Origin of the sequence: Fictibacillus sp. NRS-1165, assembly GCF_050468105.1 — a bacterium.
Taxonomy (GTDB): domain Bacteria; phylum Bacillota; class Bacilli; order Bacillales; family Fictibacillaceae; genus Fictibacillus_C; species Fictibacillus_C terrinigri.
On sequence record NZ_JBDPNU010000002.1, the window covers coordinates 38,924 to 57,333 of the forward strand.

An 18,410-nucleotide genomic window follows, 5' to 3' on the forward strand; every position below is an offset into this window, starting at 1 on the left:
TTAGGTGTTGGATCATGCGGAATATAAGGATTTTCAAGAATGGTCGCCCTCATAACTGCTTTCAACCTTGCCGCGGTCTGCGAGTTTGGAATAGACGTCCTCATATTGTTCGATTCGAGTGGTGATGTCGTATTCATGTCTGTTCGTCACCTGCCCTTTATGTTCAACATCTGCCGACACTTTTTCACGACGACCCCATCGATCAGGATGTTTCCTCTCCAGAAAGGCCATCGCCGCCGTCCACAACCTCGGATCGTTTTCCGCTTCTGCCGCCGCTCTCTGGATGATCTGAACATTTCGGATTTCGGCGTGTGCTTCCGCCCTTTTTATAGCATGGTAAAATTGGTTTTTTAAACCGGATTCTTCCTGCTCTCCTTCTCTTAACCAACGATAAAAGGTACTCGGATCAATGCCCAAGTACCTGCAAACCGTCTCATTATAATTTCCTGCCCGGATCAATTGCGCCGCTTCTTCGATTAATTCAGGCGTTAATTTCATCTTTCGTCCTGCCATTTATCTCACCCCGTTTCCGTTGTAACCTTTGATGAGTACCGATATCATCCCAATCAAAAAAACCCTCGACGATCTTCAATCGATGGGTTCTTTTAATAATGCTCTCTTCGAACTGCCGCGCGTCCATTTGATAAAGATCACGATCCGCAGCAGACATCATTTCAGGTTCAAACCGATGGAACTCTTTCATCATGTCCGATAATCGATAAACATAGATCGCCGTATTCCAAAGGAATCCTTCATCAATCAAAATCTTTGCCAAACCTTGCTTTGGTTTTTCAATGAAATCATGAAAGAGATGATTCTGCCTCTTTTTCATGTATCCATAATTCGGATCAGGAGAAGAAGGTTTTACCCCGATTGCCACGATCTTGCCTTTCCTTGCATGAACGATCGATTCTTTTAATGCTAAAAAGAAAGAAGGATCGACATCGATATAATGATCCGATGGTGTCTGGATCACAATACAATCATTCTCGATCTCCTTTATCTCTCGTAATCCATATAAAACAGAAAAAGCCGATTCTTTACGATCCGGCTCATAAAACATCCTCGGTATTCTGCTCTGAATCCATTTTCGATAACGCTCCAATGTAACCCCATAAACCTCATCCACATAAGGAAGGAACCGAAACATCGTGTTTTCAATCATTGTTCGATCGTTATACAACCTTAAAAACTGCTTCGGTTTATCCTCTGTACTTAATGGATATAGTCTCGATCCCTTACCACTGGCAAGAATCAGACTTACAACCCTCATGATGATTACCCCTTTTCTTTAAATCCCCTTTAATGGAACCTTAACGATCGGATCAACATCCTTTTTGATGTTATATTTAACGACCTTGTTCCCCCATTTCTTTTGCATGATCTCCAATTGCTCGATCTCTTTTTGTTTCGTCCGGTATGAAACAACGCCGCCCGCTTTGTTAAAATGATTGACCTTGTAATAATACTTATTGAATCTGAGAATCTTATGATACTTTTGCAAGACCTGGAGACTCATATCATAATCCTCTTTCAGATAAACCCGTTCATCATATCTCAATGGATTATTACAGAACGCTTGGAATGGGCCTAAACAAACGGAAAGCATCGAGAACGGTGAATACTCCCGATAGAACTGTTTATCATGGGTGACGTTCAATCCCCACATAACCGTTCCTAAATCCCGGCACATCTGAAAACCATTCTCCAGAAGGCGATCCACTCCGTCTAGGTCTAATCCGTATAACTTCCGCCCTTCGATATATCCGATCTCGTCATAATCATCATCGACGATAACCATGTTTCCATCGCACATGTCGGAGAAATGATCCATGATGTAATTCCGCTTTTTAACGATGTTCCCGTCTCCCCAATCAGGAATCGGCAACAACTCGCACCCGTTATAATAATGGTGCTTCTTATATTCTTCATACTGACTTTCGGGAATGACGATCTTTGCATTTCGAAACACTCGGTCGCTTGTGACTGCTCCTGCCCGCTTATAAGAAATGATGAAAACTTGATATTTCATTGGATTCGATCAAGGAATTCAGAACCATTAAAGACCCGTCCTGTCCCTTTCCTTTCATATCCTTCTTTACTGTCTAAACCCGCTTTTGGTTTAACACCGAATTTCTCTTTCGCGACCTGCCAATCCATCGAATTATCAAAATAAAGGACGATGTAATTATGTTCCTCCATTAACTCTTCTGAGAATTCGACCTCCGGCTGCTGAATCAATTCATCCGAATCATGCAATAACTTTTCGATCTCGTCATAACCGAAACCCGTCATTTCGACATCGTAATTCTTTTCATCGAGATATAAGAAATAATCTGCTAACTTGTTTTTATCCCAATCACCCTGAGCCTTGTTTAAAGCTGCATTCGCCGTCATTTCTTTTTCTTCGTCGAAATCGACCACGAATACATCCAACTCTTCATACCCTAAATCTTTAAGTACGGTCCATCTTTGATGTCCTCCGACGATGTTCGACGTTCGTTGGTTAAATGTGATCGGACTGATATATCCAAAATCTAAAATCGATTTCCTGATCCGCTGATATTCCTCGTCATGTGGCTTTAAACTTTTACGAGGATTATATAAAGCCGGTTGCAGATCATGAATATTCATTTTCTTCATACCGATGATCTTGTTTTCCATTTGTCCCCCGTTCCTCCTATTGCATGAACTGAACTGCCAACCCCTCGACAACTAACAACGCATTCACGTTCACACCATCGACCCATAAATCCGCAAGCCAACGCCCGAACGCATCTGTCTTGGCTGTTTTGATGATTACCTCTTTATTTAATACCAATTCTTCCAATCTCGTTTTTGTCTGATATCCACTTTCACGCGTCACTCCATGTATTTCGGGAGCATTGATACCAATCAACCTGAATTTCAATTCTTTTAAATGGATATAGAATCCTAAATCCACATTAGCGACTAGGGTATCCCCATCGATCACCCGGATTACATTCGCTTTATAGGTATACATGTTTTCACTCCCTTTCAAACAAAAAACCCCGCCGTTAAGGCAGGGCCGGATGGAGGACGCAAAGTGGCTTAGACTTTGCAACAACCAAGAGACGAATAATCTTACTGGGGGTAAGACTATGATTTCATATTATCACCCGTCAGATTAAAATTTCTCTCGGGTTTTTATTGTGATTTTCCAGATAAATTACGGAATTAATACAAGGTCTTTGCAACCGATGAGAAGTCGCTTCCTGACCTCATTTTTGAATTCATATGCTGAACTGAGAGACACGTTCATTTGCTGAGATACCTTCTCCATTGATTGATCCTCAATATATCTGGCGATCACGAAATCGCGTTCCTCTTTTTTTAAATCCCGAAGCGTTTTATCGATACTATCGATGATTAACTGATACCTCTTCATTTCCTCCACGATATCCAACGCCCGTTTTGATTCGATTCGATCGATTGCATATTTTTCAGTATCCGATTTAAAGGTAAAGACGCCGACACTCCCCTCCCTTAATTCATAAGAACTTGTGATATTCGGCATGATATAATCCAGTTTCCTCTTGAAGTTATGTATTCCGGCTTTGTATAACTTGTAATTCCGCAAATGATCCTCGATAATCTTGAAATTCCTTTTTTCTGTTTTCGTAACCATGCCTCTCCCCCTATCAATTATTCTCGATTCGCTCCAGGTTCCCGTTCCGATCCATCCTGAAAGAAACTGACGCTTGATTCTGATCTTTTAATTGATCCTGAAACTTCATCATCTTTCTGGATCGTTCATGGATCGCGATGGAAAGATCATAATATTCCTTGTACTCCTGCAATTCTTGTTTTAACTGCATGTTTTCGGATTTCAGATGTTGAAGATGCGCGATAATATCATCGGTCGTTATGTCCGAAGAAGATTCCTGATCCTTTGGCGAATCGACCGATGGTGCAGCTGCCATAGGTGAAACGACCATTGGTTCTTTGTTTCGATGCTTCTTTTGTTCTTTTAATCCCTTATACTCCTTTAAATATCTCTTCTTTAAAACATGTTGCCATCGATTCTGTACGGATTTCGCGTTTCGATCCATTGCCGCCGCTAACTCTTCATACCGATCCTTAATCAACATCCCTTTTCTAACTGCATCTAATACACCTTCAACGATCATTTCATCTTCAAAACTGCTAAATCGATTCCTCTCACCCATTTTAAAAACCTCCTAAGATCAAAAGATTAATCGTTCGGCACTAGGCCGTCTCCATTGGTATGGGAAAACCGTCCAGACCAATGAAGATCGGTCAACATACGATTAAGGCATGCGTCAACTCTTATCCTCACTACGTTCCGGTACGTTGACACACAAAACCTATGACGTCTGTCCAAATATTTCAGGAAAAACACATTTCAAAAAATCAAGCTGCATGAACCGACTGTGGCTTACTTTCGGACAATTCATATCGAACCATTTTTTCGGGATCGACTTTTTCCCATCCCTGATAAATCCCTGCCACCATTCATAGACCTGATCGAACGTGATATAAAACACTTCACCTGTTTTCGCGAATTCGATTAAAAAGAAACAGACACCGCCCTGATCTTGGGTATCCCGCAAATAATAGATTTGATGTTCCTCAATGTTCTTTAATGGAAAACGCGTATGTTCAATCGTGCTTTTCGCTTCAAATGCAATCGATCGCCCTTGCGATGTCCCTTCAAAATCAACCGTTGATTTTTTTTCGAAAACACCGGTACGGATATGAGAATGTTTTCTCTGATGATCCGTAAAGACTTTGAACGGTGTCGGTACTTTTGAAATGACCGCCTTTCCCGCGATCCTGTATTGTTCACATGCATTAATAAGTCGTTTTTCGAGAAAATCACCTGACGTTCTCGCCATTAAATCACCCCTTTTTGACGATGCCCCATTGTTTCTTTAACTCCCAAAGAAAATCTTTATCGATCCCATGAATACGGCAGACCGATTTATCATCATATCCTCGGAAAATCAAATCTTTATATCGAAACCGATCCAATTCGTTCACATCATGAGTTAGATGATTCCGCTTATTCAATCTACACTTTGGCTTTCCGTACTTTTTTATAACCTCTTCTAATTCTTCTGGAGAGAGTTGATAAGTGATCACATCTCCATGACCTGACATCATTTCTCATCCCTTTCAATCATGTTTTTGAGATTTAAAATTACATAATCATAGATAGCTAAAGGCATTTCTTTAGGATGGAAATCACCCAAATTAAAAACGTTTTTTTCAAGCAGTTCACGCTTATCCTCCAGATCACTTATGAACCTTTTAATCTGTCTTTGCATCGATCATCATCCTTTCAAATTTTTGTAGCTATAGAAGAAAGGCAAAGGATGAAACTCCCCCGCCTTAACCCTGTTTTAATAACTCCTGTAACCATTTTTGATTCGCTTCTTCTTCTGCTGTTTGATCAAAATCATTCAATTTTGGATCATCTTTTTTCTCTTCTTCCTTTAACCATTCAGGCATCGGCTTAGATGGAACTTGATTTCGATTCGGACGCTTCTTTAATTCCTGGTACTTCTGTTCTGCCGCTTTCGCTTGTTCGATCGTCCTGATCCCATCCTTCACCCATGAATGAAAAATCTTTTCCGCATACCTGAAATTCGCGCCCGCTAATCCCGTTTGTTCTAACCCATAAATAATGAGATCATCGGATAACCCTTCTTGCTGAAATTGCATCATTGATTGAGTCTGGATCGGTGTCTCCACTTTTCCGAATGTTTGATAAAACACTTCATAGATCGAGATTTTCTTTTCTTCTTCTTTAGGTGCAGCTGCAACCTGTTCTGGAACAAACCCCGAGACCGGGATGGACGAGATCATCGGAGGAATCTCGTAAACATTGGAATGATTTGATCCGTTCTCTTTTTTCCGGGGTTCCTTTCGCACCAGACCCAACCTCATCAGATTTTTAATAGACTTGTCCACCCGATCGACGGAACATCTCGCCTTTTTTGCGATCGTCGGACGCGAAGGCCACGCTTTCCCATCTTCATTTCCTGCATAACGATTGATAATCATGAAAACCATTTTGTCGTAAATATCTAAATGTTCTTCATCGTCAATGACCGCGATATCGACCATAACGAACGGAACTTGTCTTTTTAACATCCTTTTCAAACCCTTTCTATAGATAAAGGGGCGTCCATCGCCCCCTCTTTATTTCGTGTTTACTGGTTCTTTCGGTGCTTCGATTGATCCTTTCACTCGACCATTCAGATAATTAATCGCCCGAGACGCTTCACCGACCGCAATAACTTCAATCTTCATTTCTTCATCCTGAGAAACCCGATTCAAATTGATTTTCTGTTTACCTTTTGCTAACTCTGTGAGAACAGCATCCCGCGAGGTTCCTTCCTTTTTCGCTAAATCATTTACTAATCGATTCAAATATCCGAGTTGTGCTGTACTTGCATCCTTGCCTGATTGCTCCTGCTTCTTCTGCTGTCTTTGCTGATCGTACTGCTGGCGTCCCTGACTGATTCCCTGACGGCTTCCCTGATCCTGATCCACTGAGATTCCGTTTCCATCGTCGTCCTCTTCACTAGAAAGACCGAGCATCGATTCTAACTGATATCTACGTCCGTAGGTGACACCGATACCGACTGTTTGCGCGTTTAATTCCTTGTCGCCGTTCTTCTTGTCCTTCCATGCAGGGAGACGTAAAGGCTCACTTTCCAACCATTCGCCCGACTCATGCATTAACAACGTCGTCAATGAAACATAACCATCTTCATGTTTTGGACTCTGGACGTACGATAAACCGTATTTCGATAATGGCAATTTACCTGTATTGATTACTTCATCCAACGGAGCATAACTGCTGTTATAATAATCATTTTTGTTTGTACGTTTTGGATTCTTAACCTCTCCCTGAAACTTGGCCAATGCTTTTGCGATTTCCCCGATGGTTTCCGATCTATTCATTTGTTACTTTCTCCTTTTCCGATTCTTCTTTCTGTTCTGGAACCTCTGGAGAGACCTCCTGATCCCCCTGAGCTTCCTCTTCTTCGTCCAACAATTCCGCAGCTTCCTTCGCTCTTCTCTCGATAAGATCGATATAATAATCAAAATCCGCTAATTTCATTTCAAATAATTCCAATTTATCGATTCTATCCAGAACTTCATTTTGATGAAAATCAATCGATTCTTTGAGATCATATATATCCTTTTTGCAATTCCTACGGAGCCGTTTAAACTCTTCCAACGCCGTCTCAACATTGAACATGAACCGATCCGCCATTAAAACTCCACCTTTCGAGGCCCGTTCAAAGGAATAATTTCCTCGCAACCTTTATAGGCTTCAATCGTATGACCCGCATTTCTCGCCCACTTGTAAGCCGAATCATAATCAGGAGCATCAACTCCGAGTTTGTTATACATCAACGTTCTGAAAAAGAACGTGTACATTTTCTGTTGTTTTTCCATTATTTTGTTTCTCCTTATTGAAAAGGCAGAACGATCATGGTAATCTATCAGAGAACTTTACATTTTCTCATTCTGCCTTTTAGAATGTGAATTTCCTTACTTAGACTTGGTCTCGCACACCAGGTCTTTGTTCATTTCTGCATATCTTCTCGCACAAGATACGCTCGGATTAATTAACTCTTCATAAACCGTACTCATTAGATAATTCTTATCGTTTGTTTCGTCGATCAACGTTCCGCACCCACAAGCACATTCAATCTCTTCGATCTCTTCCTTTACTTCAATTTCTGGAACATCTGCGAAATAATTCATTCCGCTCCTTAAATCAATTTCACTTATAACCATGCCGTTTTCGACTGACATTTTACATTCTCCTTTACTTGTTCGTTCTCTTTTCGAGAACTTCTTACAAGCATAGAGTACAGGTTTTTCAGACGGCGGTAAACTATTTTTGATCACTTTTTTCCTGAAATTCATAAAATTTTTTCCACTCGAAATCGAAGAATTTACCCAATCTGTAAGCCTTTTCAGGAGACGGATTTTTCTTCCCTTTCTCGATCCCGCATATGTGATTCTTAGATAATCCGACCGCGTTTCCGACATCGGATTGAGTCAATTCCTTTTGTTTCCGCATATCTATTAACCAACTTCTTTCTTTTTCCATAAAATTAGACATCCTTCCCATAAGTTTCTATTGATTTTCTCTTTCCGAGAATCGTATAATTAGAATATACTCGTTCCGAGAACTTGGTCAAGAGTACAATTCAATTCAAAATAAAAAAGGTAAAAACGTCCTTTTAAGTTACTCTTTAAGAGAAGTTTTATAGTTGTAAGGTTGTAATTTAATCTAAATTATTATTTAATGTTAATAATCGAAGATTTCTTTTCGAGAACACGTAATGTTTTATTACATTAATGGAATTCTTTATAACTATCTAAATAAAATCTAAAAATTAAAACCTATTTAAAAACACAAAAGTTCCCGTTTCGGGAACAATCACTCTTTCAACATAATCCTGCTTTTTGTTGAAAGACTGACATAAACTTAAATAATTAATAGAACTATTAGAAATGAGAAGTTAGGGTAACTAGAGGAATATACTTACTATTACTGGGGGAGAAGATATAATGTTTAGAGGCGACCGCGCACGAAAAAGAAGATTAGAATTAGGTTTAAAATTACCTGAAGTAGCAGAATTAACCGGAAAAGCAAAATCGACGATTGCAGGTTATGAAAAAGAAGAAACACCCGGAAAATATTTCAGGACTCCGCTTGCAAAAGACCTTTCCAAACTGGCTGACGCTTTACAGACTACATCTGATTATCTGATTGATAGAACGGATAATCCATATAACCCACACATTAATCTTTTGCAATACATCAAGTATGAAAAAGACTTTACGATCGGTGGAAAAACGATGAGTGAAAATGATATGAACTTCTTAATTCGAACATTGGAAAACATCGCGAACCTTCCATCAAAATCGGAAAATCAAACAGACGAAATCAAATCGAATAAATAAAGAAATAAAAAGAGACTAGGTTCTGATCCTTAGTCTCTTCTTATTTCTATATAATTCAAATTCATTTCCCGATAGAGATCGAACATCGATTTCCCTGTCTTTTCATCCATTTTTTTCTTTAAACTCTCCGCGCAATATACAACCGACGGTTCGGTGCGACCTAACGCAGCTGCCATCAACCTCACGCCATCATGCTCGTAAAACTTGCATAGATACTCCAGATCATTCATCGTCCAGGCTTTCCCCTGATTTGGATGGATGTCGGGGTGATATTCCAATCGACCCCGCGCATCATATTTATAAATATCATTATCTTTATCGTTATTAATATTGATATTATTATTGATATTAAGCAATGACCTTCTCCCCTTTATAAACAATATGTTTTTTACATTTCCTGCAATGATGCCTGTCAAAATTTCTTCGCGTTTTGAATTTCCATTCCGAACATCCTGACGCGCATCCATACGTGTAAATCTCGCCTTTAAATTGATATGTTCTTGTCAATGCTACCCCTAACCGTCTGCATGTACTTTTGAAATTCTCGTCTTTATCTTTGTACGGCTGCTGTAACATGTATAACGCATAATGGATCAATTCGTGTCTCAATACATCGATCGATACCTCTGGATCATGATGTGTTAACATTTTTTCCGATAACTTAATCTCGATCGGACGATTCCACGATCTGTAATGTTTAAAGCATCCCATTGTACGCGTCATTCGTGCCGCAACACGGATCGGAACTTCTAAACTTAAACCGAAATGCTCATTTAAAAAATTCTCCGCCTCTTGATACAACTCCACCATTGAAACTTTTAACATTTTCTCTTTCCCCCAATAAGATTATTTAATTTGATTTATAAGGGGCGATTTACGCCCCAATGTTTTCTTGTGTCGGTAAGATAGGTTGAACTTCTTTCCACATCCATCCGAATCTCAAGCAACGGATCGTTTGATTCGATACTCCATATTCACGGGCCAGATGAGCTTGCTTCTCCCCTGCCGCTAACTTTGTTTTGATCTCTGAAACGATCTCAGCCGTTAACTTCGGTTTGAATTTATCCGTTCTTACTGATCCATCCTTTTTCAATGCTGATCGAGAATGTTTCCTCGGCTGATCCTCTTTCTTTTGTTCTTGCTTTTTAACTTTGATTACTTTTTTCTTCGGTGCAGCTTCCTTCTTGATTTCCTCTTTTTTCACTTCTGGAACGATCTCTTCACCGAGAACGAAATGACGTTTGATCGTTGCCGCTTTGATCTCTTTCTCCTTGCCTGTTGAACTTTCGATTGTTAGATATTTATCTTCACCAAGAACCACGACGACGAACTCTTTACCGCTTCTTTTATTTACTGCTTTAAATTTTTTCATTCTTTGAATCCTCCAATAAGATGTTTTATCGTTCTCTTTACGAGAACTTCTATATTTATATAATACAGGTATTCCAAATAATGGTAAAGTCTTTTTATAAATCTTTTTGAGTATATTTATAAATTTATTTTTCTCATTAAATTGATAGATAAAGACATAAATAAAGGCATTCACCTAAAGATGAACACCGATATCATTATCAATATTTATATAGATATTGTTATTTAGATCATTCTTTATATATTTAACTTGAATCCTTTCGCCTCAATCTCTGCCTGATGATCTCTTGCCAGCTGCTTCACATATAAGATCGCCGCGCTTCGTTCTTTGCCGGGAAACATCTTATGATGCGATCCGACTCCGATGATCCATTTGCCGCCGACACGATCCGTATCTAACACAGGCCGATCGTCCAGATGGACATAATACTCAACGCGTTTAGAACTCCAATTCTCACGCCGCTGAATGACTGCATATTTCTTAAAGGACGTCTGGATCACGTTCTGAACATGCTCATGGATTCCCAACTGATATTCCCGGCACTTCTTTATTGCTTCCAAACATCGCTCGATATCCCGTTCCGCGTATTCGGCATAATTCTTTAATGTATTCAGATCGTAAATGTGCTTAAAATCGTAATCCGTCGAATTGATATACACTCGTCTCATCCCCCTATAAAAACAATCGGAGCATTAAGCCCCGATCGCTTTCCTTTCCGGTTTGTCATATCGGACAACCGCTGATCCATGCATATTTCGAATATCGTCCATCGTGTATTCCTTTTTACCTTTGCGCTTGTACTCTCCTTCATGCCAATACCACGCTTTTTTCTTGTTTGCCCACTTAAACCCTAGAGACTTTAATTCTTCCTTTACGGGCTTTGTATCGCCTGTCACCCACACCCATGTTCCGACGATCTCAATCGTTAGATCGAATTTCATTAACCCGTCGATGATGTCCGCGAATTGATCCATTTCCTGAGCAGATGCTCCAGATGCTTTTCTTCCTGATTTGAACCCTTCCAAGATTCTTTCGTATTCCGCTCTCATTGCAACGAAATCCTCGTGCTTGCCGCCCGCGTCTGGATGATGAACCTTGCATAACTTTCTATAAGCTTTCTTTAACTCTTCCAATGTTTCGATGTTCTTAAAATATCTCATGATTCCGATCTCCTTTTTTATTGTTCTGTGGTGGATTCTCTTTTCGAGAACTTCTATACTCTTATTTTATAGGTCATGGATACGGCGGTAAAGTCTTTATTCTCATATTGTGAATAAATTTATTGATATTATTATCAATATTGATATCTTTATTGATAAAATTATAGCTATACTTGTATTTAAAGAGATATCTAACATTCTGGAGGTTAATATAAATATCGTTAAAAATCTAAATCGGGTTATTTTTGAGGATATTCACCTTTCGGATCATAAAGTTATTGATAAAAAGAAGAACAAAAAAAGAGCCGCTTGGCTCCTTTTTCTCATAACTGATTCATTTCTTTTGCTCTTGTTCTTGCTATGTTGTATTTCCCGTCGATCAACTCTGGAAGTAACGCCCATTCATTCGTAGTGTTATCTTTAACACCCCACATGTTTTTCCAAATCTCTTTTCCATTTTCATCTTCACCTATGCACCATTCTTCGCACCATGCAACATATCTCTTGTTCATTTCGTCGCCTCCTTCATAATCCGCTCAGCACGCTCGAGATAATGCTTCTGATTTTTAATCGATAAGTCATCGAACATATCCCAGAACATTTCTGTTAAAGCACCGTCACCGATTACATCTGCAATTTCCTGAAGTTTTTCACGATTCTTTTCTTTTGCAGCGCTCATTTCGTATAATCCCATCTAGTCAATTCAACAACCTCTCCTAATTCAATCACTTTCCATTCGACTGAAGGGAATCGTTCAACATATCTTTTTTGTACTTCTTCTGCTGTCGTGCTGTTCGCGTCCATATATTCAGTTAGGTTATGCTCGCTAGTCTTAGTTTTTCTATTTACGTTAATTTTCACCGCTCTTTTTAGTGGCTTATGCGGTGTTTTGCCAATAACCTCTATAACGTCGGCAACGCTTCCGCCGATTTCGTGTATTTTGATAAGCCCGCGTTTTTCAAGAGCCTGTAAGGTTTTAGTATCTGCTGTGATTCCGAACATACCATCATGATAAATCCAAGTATCTGTAAAACCAATCGAGAATCGACCTTTATCGTTATGAAATATGATGCTGTGATTCTTTTCCCCGACGACTTGATAATAATGTTCCGCTTCCTCAAACTGATTCATAACCTTTTGCATTGTTTTAGATAATTTAGCCATTCATTAACAACCCTTTCGATTCGTTCTCTTTACGAGAACTTCTATATTCATATAATAACAGTATTTTGGAGCATGGTAAAGCCTTTTTCGGTAAAAAAGTTCTCTATTTGCGAATTAATTTTATTGTTTTTGTTTCCTCTTCATGGTATATTAGATTACAAGAAGTCAATACAACTTCATACAGGTGTATACAAAATAGTCAATACAACTGTATACATCTCAATACAAAAAGGAGAGGTTAGAATGACGTTTAAAGCAGGCGCAGACGCCGGAAACAACGGTTTAAAACTATGTGTAAAGGACATGAATCCCCTTATGATTCAATCGGTTTACAGCCTTTACATGGGCGAGAAATCGACGGAACTTGATGCAAAAGACATCGCCCCGGAGGAACTTCATAACAACATCGATGTGACGATCGCAAGTAAATCACTGATCGGAGATAAAGCCCGTCGATACATCATCGGCGAAAAGGTAATGACTGATATGCTTGATCCGATTGAAATGGAGAAGAGATCGGACAAATCAACCGATGAGATGCCGCTTATCCTCACACTAGCCGGACTCGCGATCCAATCCATTCGAATGAACAAAGATTCAGACTTGATCCATATCAAATATGATCTATCTGTAGCATTACCGATCAAAACGATCACACCAGAAACCGCAAAAGAAAACGCTGATCGCTTCATGGGTAAACACGACGTCACATTTCATCATCCTTCTGGACGCGATGTGAAAATCGTGATTGATATTGAATACTGTGTATGTCTCCCTGAAGGTGCAGCTGGAGCATGGGGAATCGTCTTTGATTCCAACGGGAACACCGTCCCGCGAAAAATTGAAGTAAATGAAGAAATCATAACCGTCGATTTTAGAAACCGATCGATGTTGATCTTCGATATCGGTTCAGGAACAACGGAAATGGTGGTTATGAAAGGGGTTCGCTACATTGCGAAACTATCAGAAGGATTAGGTTACGGGGTGAAAAAAACGATCCTTGAAATCATTAAACGATGGAATCACATGAAATCGAAAGAGATTGATTCAATTGCAGAATTTAACGAAATCTATTTCGATTCAGAACATCCGAGACATAACGATCTCGTTCAATTTGCTGAAACCGGATTGTACGGTCTTGCTCTCCAGATGTCCCAGGCGATCATTAACAAGATCGACGAGATGAAAGATGTTCCGCATGTATTTATTTGCGGTGGTGGTGCCGCTGTTACTCATAACTACCTGTTTCAAATCCTGAAACAAAAGAAACGCCTATCGACCGTCACTTTCCTGAAAGACCCGATGTTCGTTAATGCTCTCGGCTTACTGGTGTATACCGTTTCCCCGCGATTTGAACAACGAAAAGAAGAATATTTCGAAACCGCATGAGAGAAAGAATCTTAACGCATGGCAGCCGCGTCCCTTTCTACCTGAAAAAAAGTCTGCCGCATGAATTTCTGGATTGGATCAACCAACAATCTGAAATCACTGATTTCGTTTTGTACGCGATCGAAGAACTGTATAAAAAAACAGGTCCGATCGACATCGGTTCGATCCTTCCGAAAAACCACAAATTTCAGCTTGTAGAAGGGGCAGAAGGGGATAACACTCCTGAACCCCCGAAACTCGCTCAAATCGCAAATACGGACGTCAGGGAGACGGATACACCGCCGAAAGAATGGGATACGATCGATGATTTAGACGATGACTATAGTTAAATAAAACGGAGGGATACAAGATGGAAAAGATGATTTCGGAAATGTTGATAAAAACTGCTGTTGCTTCACATGAAAAACGGGTACCTGATTTTACGTTTATCAGAGAAAAAGAGAATAACCAAATTCACTTGATTATGGATGCGACGGAAACAGGAAAGAAATGGGGGCATGGGAGATACTTATATCACTTGAAAGACTCGGATTCTGCCTTGTATCGTACCGAATTTGAGGTAATTGAAGAAAGGGGAACACGACATTGAATAGTTATAAACTCTATCAAATCCTTTGTGACATTGCCGGATATGCTTATCCAGACGAAGAATATCCAGATAATAAATTCACGAAATTCTTTATCGAGGTCAGTAATAAAGAATTGAAATCTAAACATGGACACTATCAACGCGGTATGGGAAAAAGAAAGATTGTGATTTTTAATCTTTCTCGACCAAATGAACATATCATCACGACGACGATCCATGAACTCGCTCATCATATCGATTCTTGTCTGAGAGGTAAATCGGATCACACAAAAGAATTTTACGCCGTACATTATCGTTTGCTTTGTACCGCAATCGGAATGGGGATCATATCAAAAGATTCTTGTTTAACTGCAACCGACAACGCCGATCCCGAACGATTAGATAAATACTTCGGCGATATTGAATCCTGGGACATCCCAGAGATCAACTATAAAAAGGACTCGGTAATCATCAAGGTATTTAACTCCTTCCTGATAAAAGATTTATTAAGAGAAAGAGGATACCGCTATAATAAAAACGATTCCAGTTGGGAAAAAGAAATCCCGACCACGATTCAAGAATCTGAACTCGGTGTTGTCTCGGAATGGGTTGATCCGCAATATATAAAAGTAATAGCAGCAACCGATATCACAATCGAAAAAACCTTATATATTCTCGTCTCGGATTGCTACAAACATAAAGAATACTTAAGTCAAAACGGGTATCGATGGCAAGCATTTAATTTTAAAAAATCATGGAACAAACGAATCTCGTCACAAAATTTAAAATCGGAGAAATCCATGATCGAACAATTAGACGGCGTAAAAATAAAAGTCAAATAAAACATAAAAACCCCTTACCAAATCGGTGAGGGGTTTCTACTAATCTAATTTTAAGAGCAAGAAAACAATATCATGCATTTAAACTAAACACAAAACATTAATTTACTTTTTTACCAATACCCTTTTTCTTTCAATGCTCTTTTAAGTACGGCATTCGCGAATTCAGATTGAAATCCTTTACCTTTTGCTTCTTTCAATTCGATCATTTTTTTCTTCACTTCTGGATCAACAAAAACCGTATGAGGGAGGGTTGAACTCTTTTTCTTTGAATACTTTTGTTCTAATTCATCCAATTCATCAATATCATTCTCATTATCATTATCAATATTGATATTTTCATCCAGAGGAACTTTTTCCTCTGATTGCTCGTGTACTTCTGGATCACCCATTAACGCCTGATGCACATTTCTTTTTTGCTGTTTCTTCAAGATTTTATCTTTGTACGTTTCCGCCTTGCTTTTCTTTTCATTGCTTTGATCCTGCGGCAGCTCCGACACGCTCCATCAACTCCTTATAGAAATCACGATATTGTTTAACTGCTTCGTTAAACTCTTTATTATCATACAGACCATCGATAGCCACCCGTCCTGTGGACGCCTTACGCTTGATTATCGTATCAAAAACGAGATCGGGATGGGTTTCCCCTATCAACTCCACAAACGCCTTAGAATCCGCTCTCCTTGCGTCATTCATCGTCCTTAAAATTCCGAGTATTTCCAGATGGGGAACGTAATTCATTTTCGCCGCCTGAACCGTCTCGATGAATCGAGGAATAGCGTCATAGGCCCATTTTGAACTTTCCGCCATGATTAACACATAATCCGACGCGCACACGCTATTGATTAACGGCTCGCTTAATGATGGAGGGGTATCGATGATAATGTAATCGTATTGATCCCTTACCTTCTCCAGAACATGATGTAAGGCTAAAGACGGGTGTAAATTGACGCCTTTTACCACTCCGTATAGATAACGTGCCAATGTGGCTAAATAATCGTCTGAGGGCAAAATATGAAGGTTCTCCGCGATTTGATAGATATAGGGACTCGCATCTTCTTCGACAATCGCTTCCAATACCGTTTTTCCCTCAAATTCTTCTGTATCCAAACCGGTTAACAGATCAGTCATATTGCCCTGGCTGTCCATATCGACCGCTAATACTTTATAACCATTCTGTGATAGGAAATATGAAATAATTCCAGAGGTTGTGCTTTTGCCGCAACCTCCTTTTTGTATACCGAAAGTAATAATTTTTGCTGACATGACTTTCACCCCCGGAATCCATGTTATCAAAAAGAGAACTTTTTGACATTGGTTAGTTATTCTTTGTTTTGGGGGGATTTTCCTTTTTGTCTGTTCATTTCCTCGATGATCTTATCGTATTCTAATTCCTTTATCATCTGCCGGATTTCTTCGACTTCGCACTCCTGATCCATGAGATCAACCCCGTAACGCTCCGCCTGATCCCGGTTCTCATCTAACCATTTTTCCAGATCAATTAAACGATAATGCAAAGCACTACCGATCAATAACTTTTCCGGTAGGCTCATCGTCACGATTGCACCGGAATCTATCATTAACACTTCATTTCTGATGTTTTCGATCTTCATTCTTCTTCTCTCCCTTTTTTGCAAGTTCCCCTAATATACCAAACTTTTGGTTAGGGTACAGATTCCCGATCAACGGCAGACAATCTAAACAATACTGCCGCTCTAAATCGGGTTTTCCTTCTTCGTATAAAGGCATTAACATCTCTGGATCAATAAATTCCAGACAATAGGTGCATTGGATTTTCTCTTGATCTTTGCCCATGATTAAATCTCCTTCAATAAATCCTCAAGCCATTTCTGATTCTCTTCTTCTTCCTTCGTTGCAGCTGCTTCCTGATCTCCGAACACCGTATTATAATAATCATTTTCTTTACTGAATCCTGAATCCTTAGAGGCCGGTTGATCGTCTACGATCTTTTTGGATCGATTTTTTATGTATGTAGCAATAGATGCTTTGACCAATGAATCAAAATTCGTTTTAATCCCTACACGTAACATCGTATTAACGATATTCGCATATTCTGCAGGCGTCAATCCTGAAACTTTATAATTCAATTCAACATCCAATAGATCAACATCGAAGAGAATCAATCTATCAATCTTCTTTTCTAACACTCTTTTAACATCGATCGGTAAATCTATATGTTTAATCTGTTCCTGATAGATAGATTCTTTTTCTATTTGCTTATTCTTATTGGCTTTTTCCTTTTTCTTATTAGTAGGAACTTCTGGTTCCTGTACTACCGGAACTTCCGGTTCCTGTACTACCGGAACTTCTGGTTCCTGTACTACCGGAACTTTTGGTTCCTGTAGCTTTTTCTTCTTCTTTTTCTTGATAACGACGCCGTTTTCAGGCTTGTCCTTCTTCTCTGTAAACTTCAAACACGCTTCGATCAAGGGTGCAAACGAATAATAATTCGATGTCCGCTTGCCGTTCTTGTATCGATAACCCGCCTCGATCAAACCTTTATCCTCGATGCTACTGATTAACTTCCTCAACGCTCTTTCGCTTTTATCTGGATGATACTTATCGGCATAGAATATCCTGGCGAGGGTTTCCTGAGACGGAAAGATATCATCGGAACCATGTTTGAACGACATCATGATCGTTAACAAACCCCATTCCGCATGACTCAAACCGACCCTCGTATAATTCAATAAAATGAGATTCGGAATGTTCGTAAACCCTTCATCCAGAATCGGATTCCCCCAGACGATCTCAACCGGCATTAAATCTCTATCTTTTTTTTCCATCACAAAAAAGCCCCTTATCCTTTTGTATTAGACAAAAGAACCCGAAGCCTTTCCCGAAATCGCCCGTAATTTTACTTAAATTTCCCAATCTGAAAGGGTTGTAAAGTTCTCTCAAAATGGGTATAATAT

At 39.4% G+C, this 18,410-nt stretch carries 34 protein-coding genes; 5 read left to right on the forward strand and 29 right to left on the reverse strand.

The window, feature by feature from the left end; translation table 11 throughout:
- Positions 1–33: 33 nt before the first annotated feature.
- From ABHN01_RS00640 to ABHN01_RS00715, 16 genes are all read right to left on the reverse strand, one after another.
- On the reverse strand, positions 34–513 hold the full coding sequence (locus ABHN01_RS00640) for a transposase (protein ID WP_429873942.1): 480 nt from the start codon (positions 511–513) through the stop codon (positions 34–36).
- Entirely contained in the window at positions 482–1,273 is a 792-nt protein-coding gene (locus tag ABHN01_RS00645) for a sugar phosphate nucleotidyltransferase (protein ID WP_429873943.1), read from the reverse strand. The genes ABHN01_RS00640 and ABHN01_RS00645 overlap by 32 nt, the downstream gene beginning before the upstream one ends.
- A gap of 18 nt (positions 1,274–1,291) precedes the next feature.
- On the reverse strand, positions 1,292–2,032 hold the full coding sequence (locus ABHN01_RS00650; protein ID WP_429873944.1) for a hypothetical protein: 741 nt from the start codon (positions 2,030–2,032) through the stop codon (positions 1,292–1,294).
- The gene (locus ABHN01_RS00655) at positions 2,029–2,664 is read right to left on the reverse strand and encodes a ParB N-terminal domain-containing protein (protein ID WP_429873945.1); all 636 of its coding nucleotides are present in this window, start codon (positions 2,662–2,664) and stop codon (positions 2,029–2,031) included. The genes ABHN01_RS00650 and ABHN01_RS00655 overlap by 4 nt, the downstream gene beginning before the upstream one ends.
- Before the next feature lie 16 nt (positions 2,665–2,680).
- A complete protein-coding gene (locus ABHN01_RS00660; RefSeq protein ID WP_429873946.1) occupies positions 2,681–3,004 on the reverse strand; it encodes a thermonuclease family protein in 324 nt (107 codons plus the stop codon).
- Positions 3,005–3,190: 186 nt separating this feature from the next.
- Complete coding sequence (locus tag ABHN01_RS00665; protein ID WP_429873947.1) at positions 3,191–3,649, reverse strand: sigma-70 family RNA polymerase sigma factor; 459 nt, start codon at positions 3,647–3,649, stop codon at positions 3,191–3,193.
- 13 nt (positions 3,650–3,662) lie between these two features.
- Positions 3,663–4,190: a hypothetical protein gene (locus ABHN01_RS00670; protein WP_429873948.1), complete on the reverse strand. Its 528-nt coding sequence runs from the start codon at positions 4,188–4,190 to the stop codon at positions 3,663–3,665.
- A 159-nt stretch (positions 4,191–4,349) separates the two neighbouring features.
- Entirely contained in the window at positions 4,350–4,880 is a 531-nt protein-coding gene (locus ABHN01_RS00675; protein WP_429873949.1) for a Holliday junction resolvase RecU, read from the reverse strand.
- A gap of 4 nt (positions 4,881–4,884) precedes the next feature.
- Positions 4,885–5,145: a hypothetical protein gene (locus tag ABHN01_RS00680; RefSeq protein ID WP_429873950.1), complete on the reverse strand. Its 261-nt coding sequence runs from the start codon at positions 5,143–5,145 to the stop codon at positions 4,885–4,887.
- Positions 5,145–5,312 carry a hypothetical protein gene (locus tag ABHN01_RS00685; RefSeq protein ID WP_429873951.1) on the reverse strand — a complete coding sequence of 56 codons (168 nt, stop codon included), beginning with the start codon at positions 5,310–5,312 and terminating at the stop codon, positions 5,145–5,147. The genes ABHN01_RS00680 and ABHN01_RS00685 overlap by 1 nt, the downstream gene beginning before the upstream one ends.
- Positions 5,313–5,376: 64 nt before the next feature.
- On the reverse strand, positions 5,377–6,141 hold the full coding sequence (locus tag ABHN01_RS00690) for a DnaD domain protein (RefSeq protein WP_429873952.1): 765 nt from the start codon (positions 6,139–6,141) through the stop codon (positions 5,377–5,379).
- A gap of 48 nt (positions 6,142–6,189) precedes the next feature.
- Positions 6,190–6,957, reverse strand: a complete 768-nt coding sequence (locus tag ABHN01_RS00695) for an ERF family protein (RefSeq protein ID WP_429873953.1) — start codon at positions 6,955–6,957, stop codon at positions 6,190–6,192.
- The gene (locus ABHN01_RS00700) at positions 6,950–7,273 is read right to left on the reverse strand and encodes a hypothetical protein (RefSeq protein WP_429873954.1); all 324 of its coding nucleotides are present in this window, start codon (positions 7,271–7,273) and stop codon (positions 6,950–6,952) included. Before ABHN01_RS00700 ends, ABHN01_RS00695 begins: the two co-directional genes overlap by 8 nt.
- Positions 7,273–7,458: a hypothetical protein gene (locus tag ABHN01_RS00705; RefSeq protein WP_429873955.1), complete on the reverse strand. Its 186-nt coding sequence runs from the start codon at positions 7,456–7,458 to the stop codon at positions 7,273–7,275. The genes ABHN01_RS00700 and ABHN01_RS00705 overlap by 1 nt, the downstream gene beginning before the upstream one ends.
- A 96-nt stretch (positions 7,459–7,554) precedes the next feature.
- Positions 7,555–7,821, reverse strand: a complete 267-nt coding sequence (locus ABHN01_RS00710) for a hypothetical protein (RefSeq protein WP_429873956.1) — start codon at positions 7,819–7,821, stop codon at positions 7,555–7,557.
- Between the two features lie 82 nt (positions 7,822–7,903).
- On the reverse strand, positions 7,904–8,122 hold the full coding sequence (locus tag ABHN01_RS00715) for a helix-turn-helix transcriptional regulator (protein ID WP_429873957.1): 219 nt from the start codon (positions 8,120–8,122) through the stop codon (positions 7,904–7,906).
- A gap of 464 nt (positions 8,123–8,586) precedes the next feature.
- Between ABHN01_RS00715 and ABHN01_RS00720 the strand changes: the two genes are divergently transcribed.
- Entirely contained in the window at positions 8,587–8,982 is a 396-nt protein-coding gene (locus ABHN01_RS00720) for a helix-turn-helix domain-containing protein (RefSeq protein WP_429873958.1), read from the forward strand.
- Between the two features lie 29 nt (positions 8,983–9,011).
- Here ABHN01_RS00720 and ABHN01_RS00725 read toward each other — a convergent pair whose 3' ends face one another.
- The 8 genes from ABHN01_RS00725 to ABHN01_RS00760 all read right to left on the reverse strand — a co-directional run bounded on the left by ABHN01_RS00725 (position 9,012) and on the right by ABHN01_RS00760 (position 12,678).
- On the reverse strand, positions 9,012–9,338 hold the full coding sequence (locus tag ABHN01_RS00725) for a hypothetical protein (RefSeq protein WP_429873959.1): 327 nt from the start codon (positions 9,336–9,338) through the stop codon (positions 9,012–9,014).
- A complete protein-coding gene (locus ABHN01_RS00730) occupies positions 9,331–9,807 on the reverse strand; it encodes a SprT-like domain-containing protein (RefSeq protein ID WP_429873960.1) in 477 nt (158 codons plus the stop codon). Before ABHN01_RS00730 ends, ABHN01_RS00725 begins: the two co-directional genes overlap by 8 nt.
- 49 nt (positions 9,808–9,856) lie before the next feature.
- Positions 9,857–10,354, reverse strand: a complete 498-nt coding sequence (locus tag ABHN01_RS00735; RefSeq protein ID WP_429873961.1) for a helix-turn-helix domain-containing protein — start codon at positions 10,352–10,354, stop codon at positions 9,857–9,859.
- Positions 10,355–10,590: 236 nt separating this feature from the next.
- Positions 10,591–11,013 carry a hypothetical protein gene (locus tag ABHN01_RS00740; protein WP_429873962.1) on the reverse strand — a complete coding sequence of 141 codons (423 nt, stop codon included), beginning with the start codon at positions 11,011–11,013 and terminating at the stop codon, positions 10,591–10,593.
- Between the two features lie 33 nt (positions 11,014–11,046).
- Positions 11,047–11,514 (reverse strand): molecular chaperone DnaJ, encoded by a 468-nt coding sequence (locus ABHN01_RS00745; RefSeq protein ID WP_429873963.1) that lies wholly within the window; start codon positions 11,512–11,514, stop codon positions 11,047–11,049.
- A gap of 323 nt (positions 11,515–11,837) precedes the next feature.
- Positions 11,838–12,026 carry a hypothetical protein gene (locus ABHN01_RS00750; protein ID WP_429873964.1) on the reverse strand — a complete coding sequence of 63 codons (189 nt, stop codon included), beginning with the start codon at positions 12,024–12,026 and terminating at the stop codon, positions 11,838–11,840.
- Positions 12,023–12,193 carry a hypothetical protein gene (locus ABHN01_RS00755; RefSeq protein WP_429873965.1) on the reverse strand — a complete coding sequence of 57 codons (171 nt, stop codon included), beginning with the start codon at positions 12,191–12,193 and terminating at the stop codon, positions 12,023–12,025. The genes ABHN01_RS00750 and ABHN01_RS00755 overlap by 4 nt, the downstream gene beginning before the upstream one ends.
- Complete coding sequence (locus ABHN01_RS00760) at positions 12,190–12,678, reverse strand: hypothetical protein (RefSeq protein WP_429873966.1); 489 nt, start codon at positions 12,676–12,678, stop codon at positions 12,190–12,192. Before ABHN01_RS00760 ends, ABHN01_RS00755 begins: the two co-directional genes overlap by 4 nt.
- 243 nt (positions 12,679–12,921) lie before the next feature.
- Between ABHN01_RS00760 and ABHN01_RS00765 the strand changes: the two genes are divergently transcribed.
- From ABHN01_RS00765 to ABHN01_RS00780, 4 genes are read left to right on the forward strand one after another with little or no spacing between them, the layout of a single operon-like run.
- The gene (locus ABHN01_RS00765) at positions 12,922–14,067 is read left to right on the forward strand and encodes a ParM/StbA family protein (protein ID WP_429873967.1); all 1,146 of its coding nucleotides are present in this window, start codon (positions 12,922–12,924) and stop codon (positions 14,065–14,067) included.
- Positions 14,064–14,396 (forward strand): hypothetical protein, encoded by a 333-nt coding sequence (locus tag ABHN01_RS00770; protein ID WP_429873968.1) that lies wholly within the window; start codon positions 14,064–14,066, stop codon positions 14,394–14,396. The genes ABHN01_RS00765 and ABHN01_RS00770 overlap by 4 nt, the downstream gene beginning before the upstream one ends.
- A gap of 20 nt (positions 14,397–14,416) precedes the next feature.
- Positions 14,417–14,656 carry a hypothetical protein gene (locus ABHN01_RS00775; RefSeq protein WP_429873969.1) on the forward strand — a complete coding sequence of 80 codons (240 nt, stop codon included), beginning with the start codon at positions 14,417–14,419 and terminating at the stop codon, positions 14,654–14,656.
- A complete protein-coding gene (locus ABHN01_RS00780) occupies positions 14,653–15,477 on the forward strand; it encodes a hypothetical protein (RefSeq protein ID WP_429873970.1) in 825 nt (274 codons plus the stop codon). The genes ABHN01_RS00775 and ABHN01_RS00780 overlap by 4 nt, the downstream gene beginning before the upstream one ends.
- A gap of 110 nt (positions 15,478–15,587) precedes the next feature.
- Here the strand turns inward: ABHN01_RS00780 and ABHN01_RS00785 are convergent, their stop codons facing one another.
- The 5 genes from ABHN01_RS00785 to ABHN01_RS00805 are packed head-to-tail and all read right to left on the reverse strand — an operon-like array spanning position 15,588 to position 18,281.
- Positions 15,588–15,974, reverse strand: a complete 387-nt coding sequence (locus tag ABHN01_RS00785; RefSeq protein WP_429873971.1) for a hypothetical protein — start codon at positions 15,972–15,974, stop codon at positions 15,588–15,590.
- A complete protein-coding gene (locus tag ABHN01_RS00790) occupies positions 15,943–16,740 on the reverse strand; it encodes a ParA family protein (RefSeq protein WP_429873972.1) in 798 nt (265 codons plus the stop codon). Before ABHN01_RS00790 ends, ABHN01_RS00785 begins: the two co-directional genes overlap by 32 nt.
- Before the next feature lie 56 nt (positions 16,741–16,796).
- A complete protein-coding gene (locus ABHN01_RS00795) occupies positions 16,797–17,087 on the reverse strand; it encodes a hypothetical protein (protein WP_429873973.1) in 291 nt (96 codons plus the stop codon).
- Positions 17,062–17,289: a hypothetical protein gene (locus ABHN01_RS00800; protein WP_429873974.1), complete on the reverse strand. Its 228-nt coding sequence runs from the start codon at positions 17,287–17,289 to the stop codon at positions 17,062–17,064. Before ABHN01_RS00800 ends, ABHN01_RS00795 begins: the two co-directional genes overlap by 26 nt.
- Before the next feature lie 2 nt (positions 17,290–17,291).
- The gene (locus ABHN01_RS00805; RefSeq protein WP_429873975.1) at positions 17,292–18,281 is read right to left on the reverse strand and encodes a hypothetical protein; all 990 of its coding nucleotides are present in this window, start codon (positions 18,279–18,281) and stop codon (positions 17,292–17,294) included.
- Positions 18,282–18,410: the final 129 nt, after the last annotated feature.

Bases quoted from the DNA above. Each gene is read 5' to 3' on its own strand.
- ABHN01_RS00640 (WP_429873942.1), bottom strand. From the start codon at position 513: ATGGCAGGACGAAAGATGAAATTAACGCCTGAATTAATCGAAGAAGCG.
- ABHN01_RS00645 (WP_429873943.1), bottom strand. From the start codon at position 1,273: ATGAGGGTTGTAAGTCTGATTCTTGCCAGTGGTAAGGGATCGAGACTA.
- ABHN01_RS00650 (WP_429873944.1), bottom strand. From the start codon at position 2,032: ATGAAATATCAAGTTTTCATCATTTCTTATAAGCGGGCAGGAGCAGTC.
- ABHN01_RS00655 (WP_429873945.1), bottom strand. From the start codon at position 2,664: ATGGAAAACAAGATCATCGGTATGAAGAAAATGAATATTCATGATCTG.
- ABHN01_RS00660 (WP_429873946.1), bottom strand. From the start codon at position 3,004: ATGTATACCTATAAAGCGAATGTAATCCGGGTGATCGATGGGGATACC.
- ABHN01_RS00665 (WP_429873947.1), bottom strand. From the start codon at position 3,649: ATGGTTACGAAAACAGAAAAAAGGAATTTCAAGATTATCGAGGATCAT.
- ABHN01_RS00670 (WP_429873948.1), bottom strand. From the start codon at position 4,190: ATGGGTGAGAGGAATCGATTTAGCAGTTTTGAAGATGAAATGATCGTT.
- ABHN01_RS00675 (WP_429873949.1), bottom strand. From the start codon at position 4,880: ATGGCGAGAACGTCAGGTGATTTTCTCGAAAAACGACTTATTAATGCA.
- ABHN01_RS00680 (WP_429873950.1), bottom strand. From the start codon at position 5,145: ATGTCAGGTCATGGAGATGTGATCACTTATCAACTCTCTCCAGAAGAA.
- ABHN01_RS00685 (WP_429873951.1), bottom strand. From the start codon at position 5,312: ATGCAAAGACAGATTAAAAGGTTCATAAGTGATCTGGAGGATAAGCGT.
- ABHN01_RS00690 (WP_429873952.1), bottom strand. From the start codon at position 6,141: ATGTTAAAAAGACAAGTTCCGTTCGTTATGGTCGATATCGCGGTCATT.
- ABHN01_RS00695 (WP_429873953.1), bottom strand. From the start codon at position 6,957: ATGAATAGATCGGAAACCATCGGGGAAATCGCAAAAGCATTGGCCAAG.
- ABHN01_RS00700 (WP_429873954.1), bottom strand. From the start codon at position 7,273: ATGGCGGATCGGTTCATGTTCAATGTTGAGACGGCGTTGGAAGAGTTT.
- ABHN01_RS00705 (WP_429873955.1), bottom strand. From the start codon at position 7,458: ATGGAAAAACAACAGAAAATGTACACGTTCTTTTTCAGAACGTTGATG.
- ABHN01_RS00710 (WP_429873956.1), bottom strand. From the start codon at position 7,821: ATGTCAGTCGAAAACGGCATGGTTATAAGTGAAATTGATTTAAGGAGC.
- ABHN01_RS00715 (WP_429873957.1), bottom strand. From the start codon at position 8,122: ATGGAAAAAGAAAGAAGTTGGTTAATAGATATGCGGAAACAAAAGGAA.
- ABHN01_RS00720 (WP_429873958.1), top strand. From the start codon at position 8,587: ATGTTTAGAGGCGACCGCGCACGAAAAAGAAGATTAGAATTAGGTTTA.
- ABHN01_RS00730 (WP_429873960.1), bottom strand. From the start codon at position 9,807: ATGTTAAAAGTTTCAATGGTGGAGTTGTATCAAGAGGCGGAGAATTTT.
- ABHN01_RS00735 (WP_429873961.1), bottom strand. From the start codon at position 10,354: ATGAAAAAATTTAAAGCAGTAAATAAAAGAAGCGGTAAAGAGTTCGTC.
- ABHN01_RS00745 (WP_429873963.1), bottom strand. From the start codon at position 11,514: ATGAGATATTTTAAGAACATCGAAACATTGGAAGAGTTAAAGAAAGCT.
- ABHN01_RS00750 (WP_429873964.1), bottom strand. From the start codon at position 12,026: ATGAACAAGAGATATGTTGCATGGTGCGAAGAATGGTGCATAGGTGAA.
- ABHN01_RS00755 (WP_429873965.1), bottom strand. From the start codon at position 12,193: ATGAGCGCTGCAAAAGAAAAGAATCGTGAAAAACTTCAGGAAATTGCA.
- ABHN01_RS00760 (WP_429873966.1), bottom strand. From the start codon at position 12,678: ATGGCTAAATTATCTAAAACAATGCAAAAGGTTATGAATCAGTTTGAG.
- ABHN01_RS00765 (WP_429873967.1), top strand. From the start codon at position 12,922: ATGACGTTTAAAGCAGGCGCAGACGCCGGAAACAACGGTTTAAAACTA.
- ABHN01_RS00770 (WP_429873968.1), top strand. From the start codon at position 14,064: ATGAGAGAAAGAATCTTAACGCATGGCAGCCGCGTCCCTTTCTACCTG.
- ABHN01_RS00775 (WP_429873969.1), top strand. From the start codon at position 14,417: ATGGAAAAGATGATTTCGGAAATGTTGATAAAAACTGCTGTTGCTTCA.
- ABHN01_RS00790 (WP_429873972.1), bottom strand. From the start codon at position 16,740: ATGTCAGCAAAAATTATTACTTTCGGTATACAAAAAGGAGGTTGCGGC.
- ABHN01_RS00795 (WP_429873973.1), bottom strand. From the start codon at position 17,087: ATGAAGATCGAAAACATCAGAAATGAAGTGTTAATGATAGATTCCGGT.
- ABHN01_RS00800 (WP_429873974.1), bottom strand. From the start codon at position 17,289: ATGGGCAAAGATCAAGAGAAAATCCAATGCACCTATTGTCTGGAATTT.
- ABHN01_RS00805 (WP_429873975.1), bottom strand. From the start codon at position 18,281: ATGGAAAAAAAAGATAGAGATTTAATGCCGGTTGAGATCGTCTGGGGG.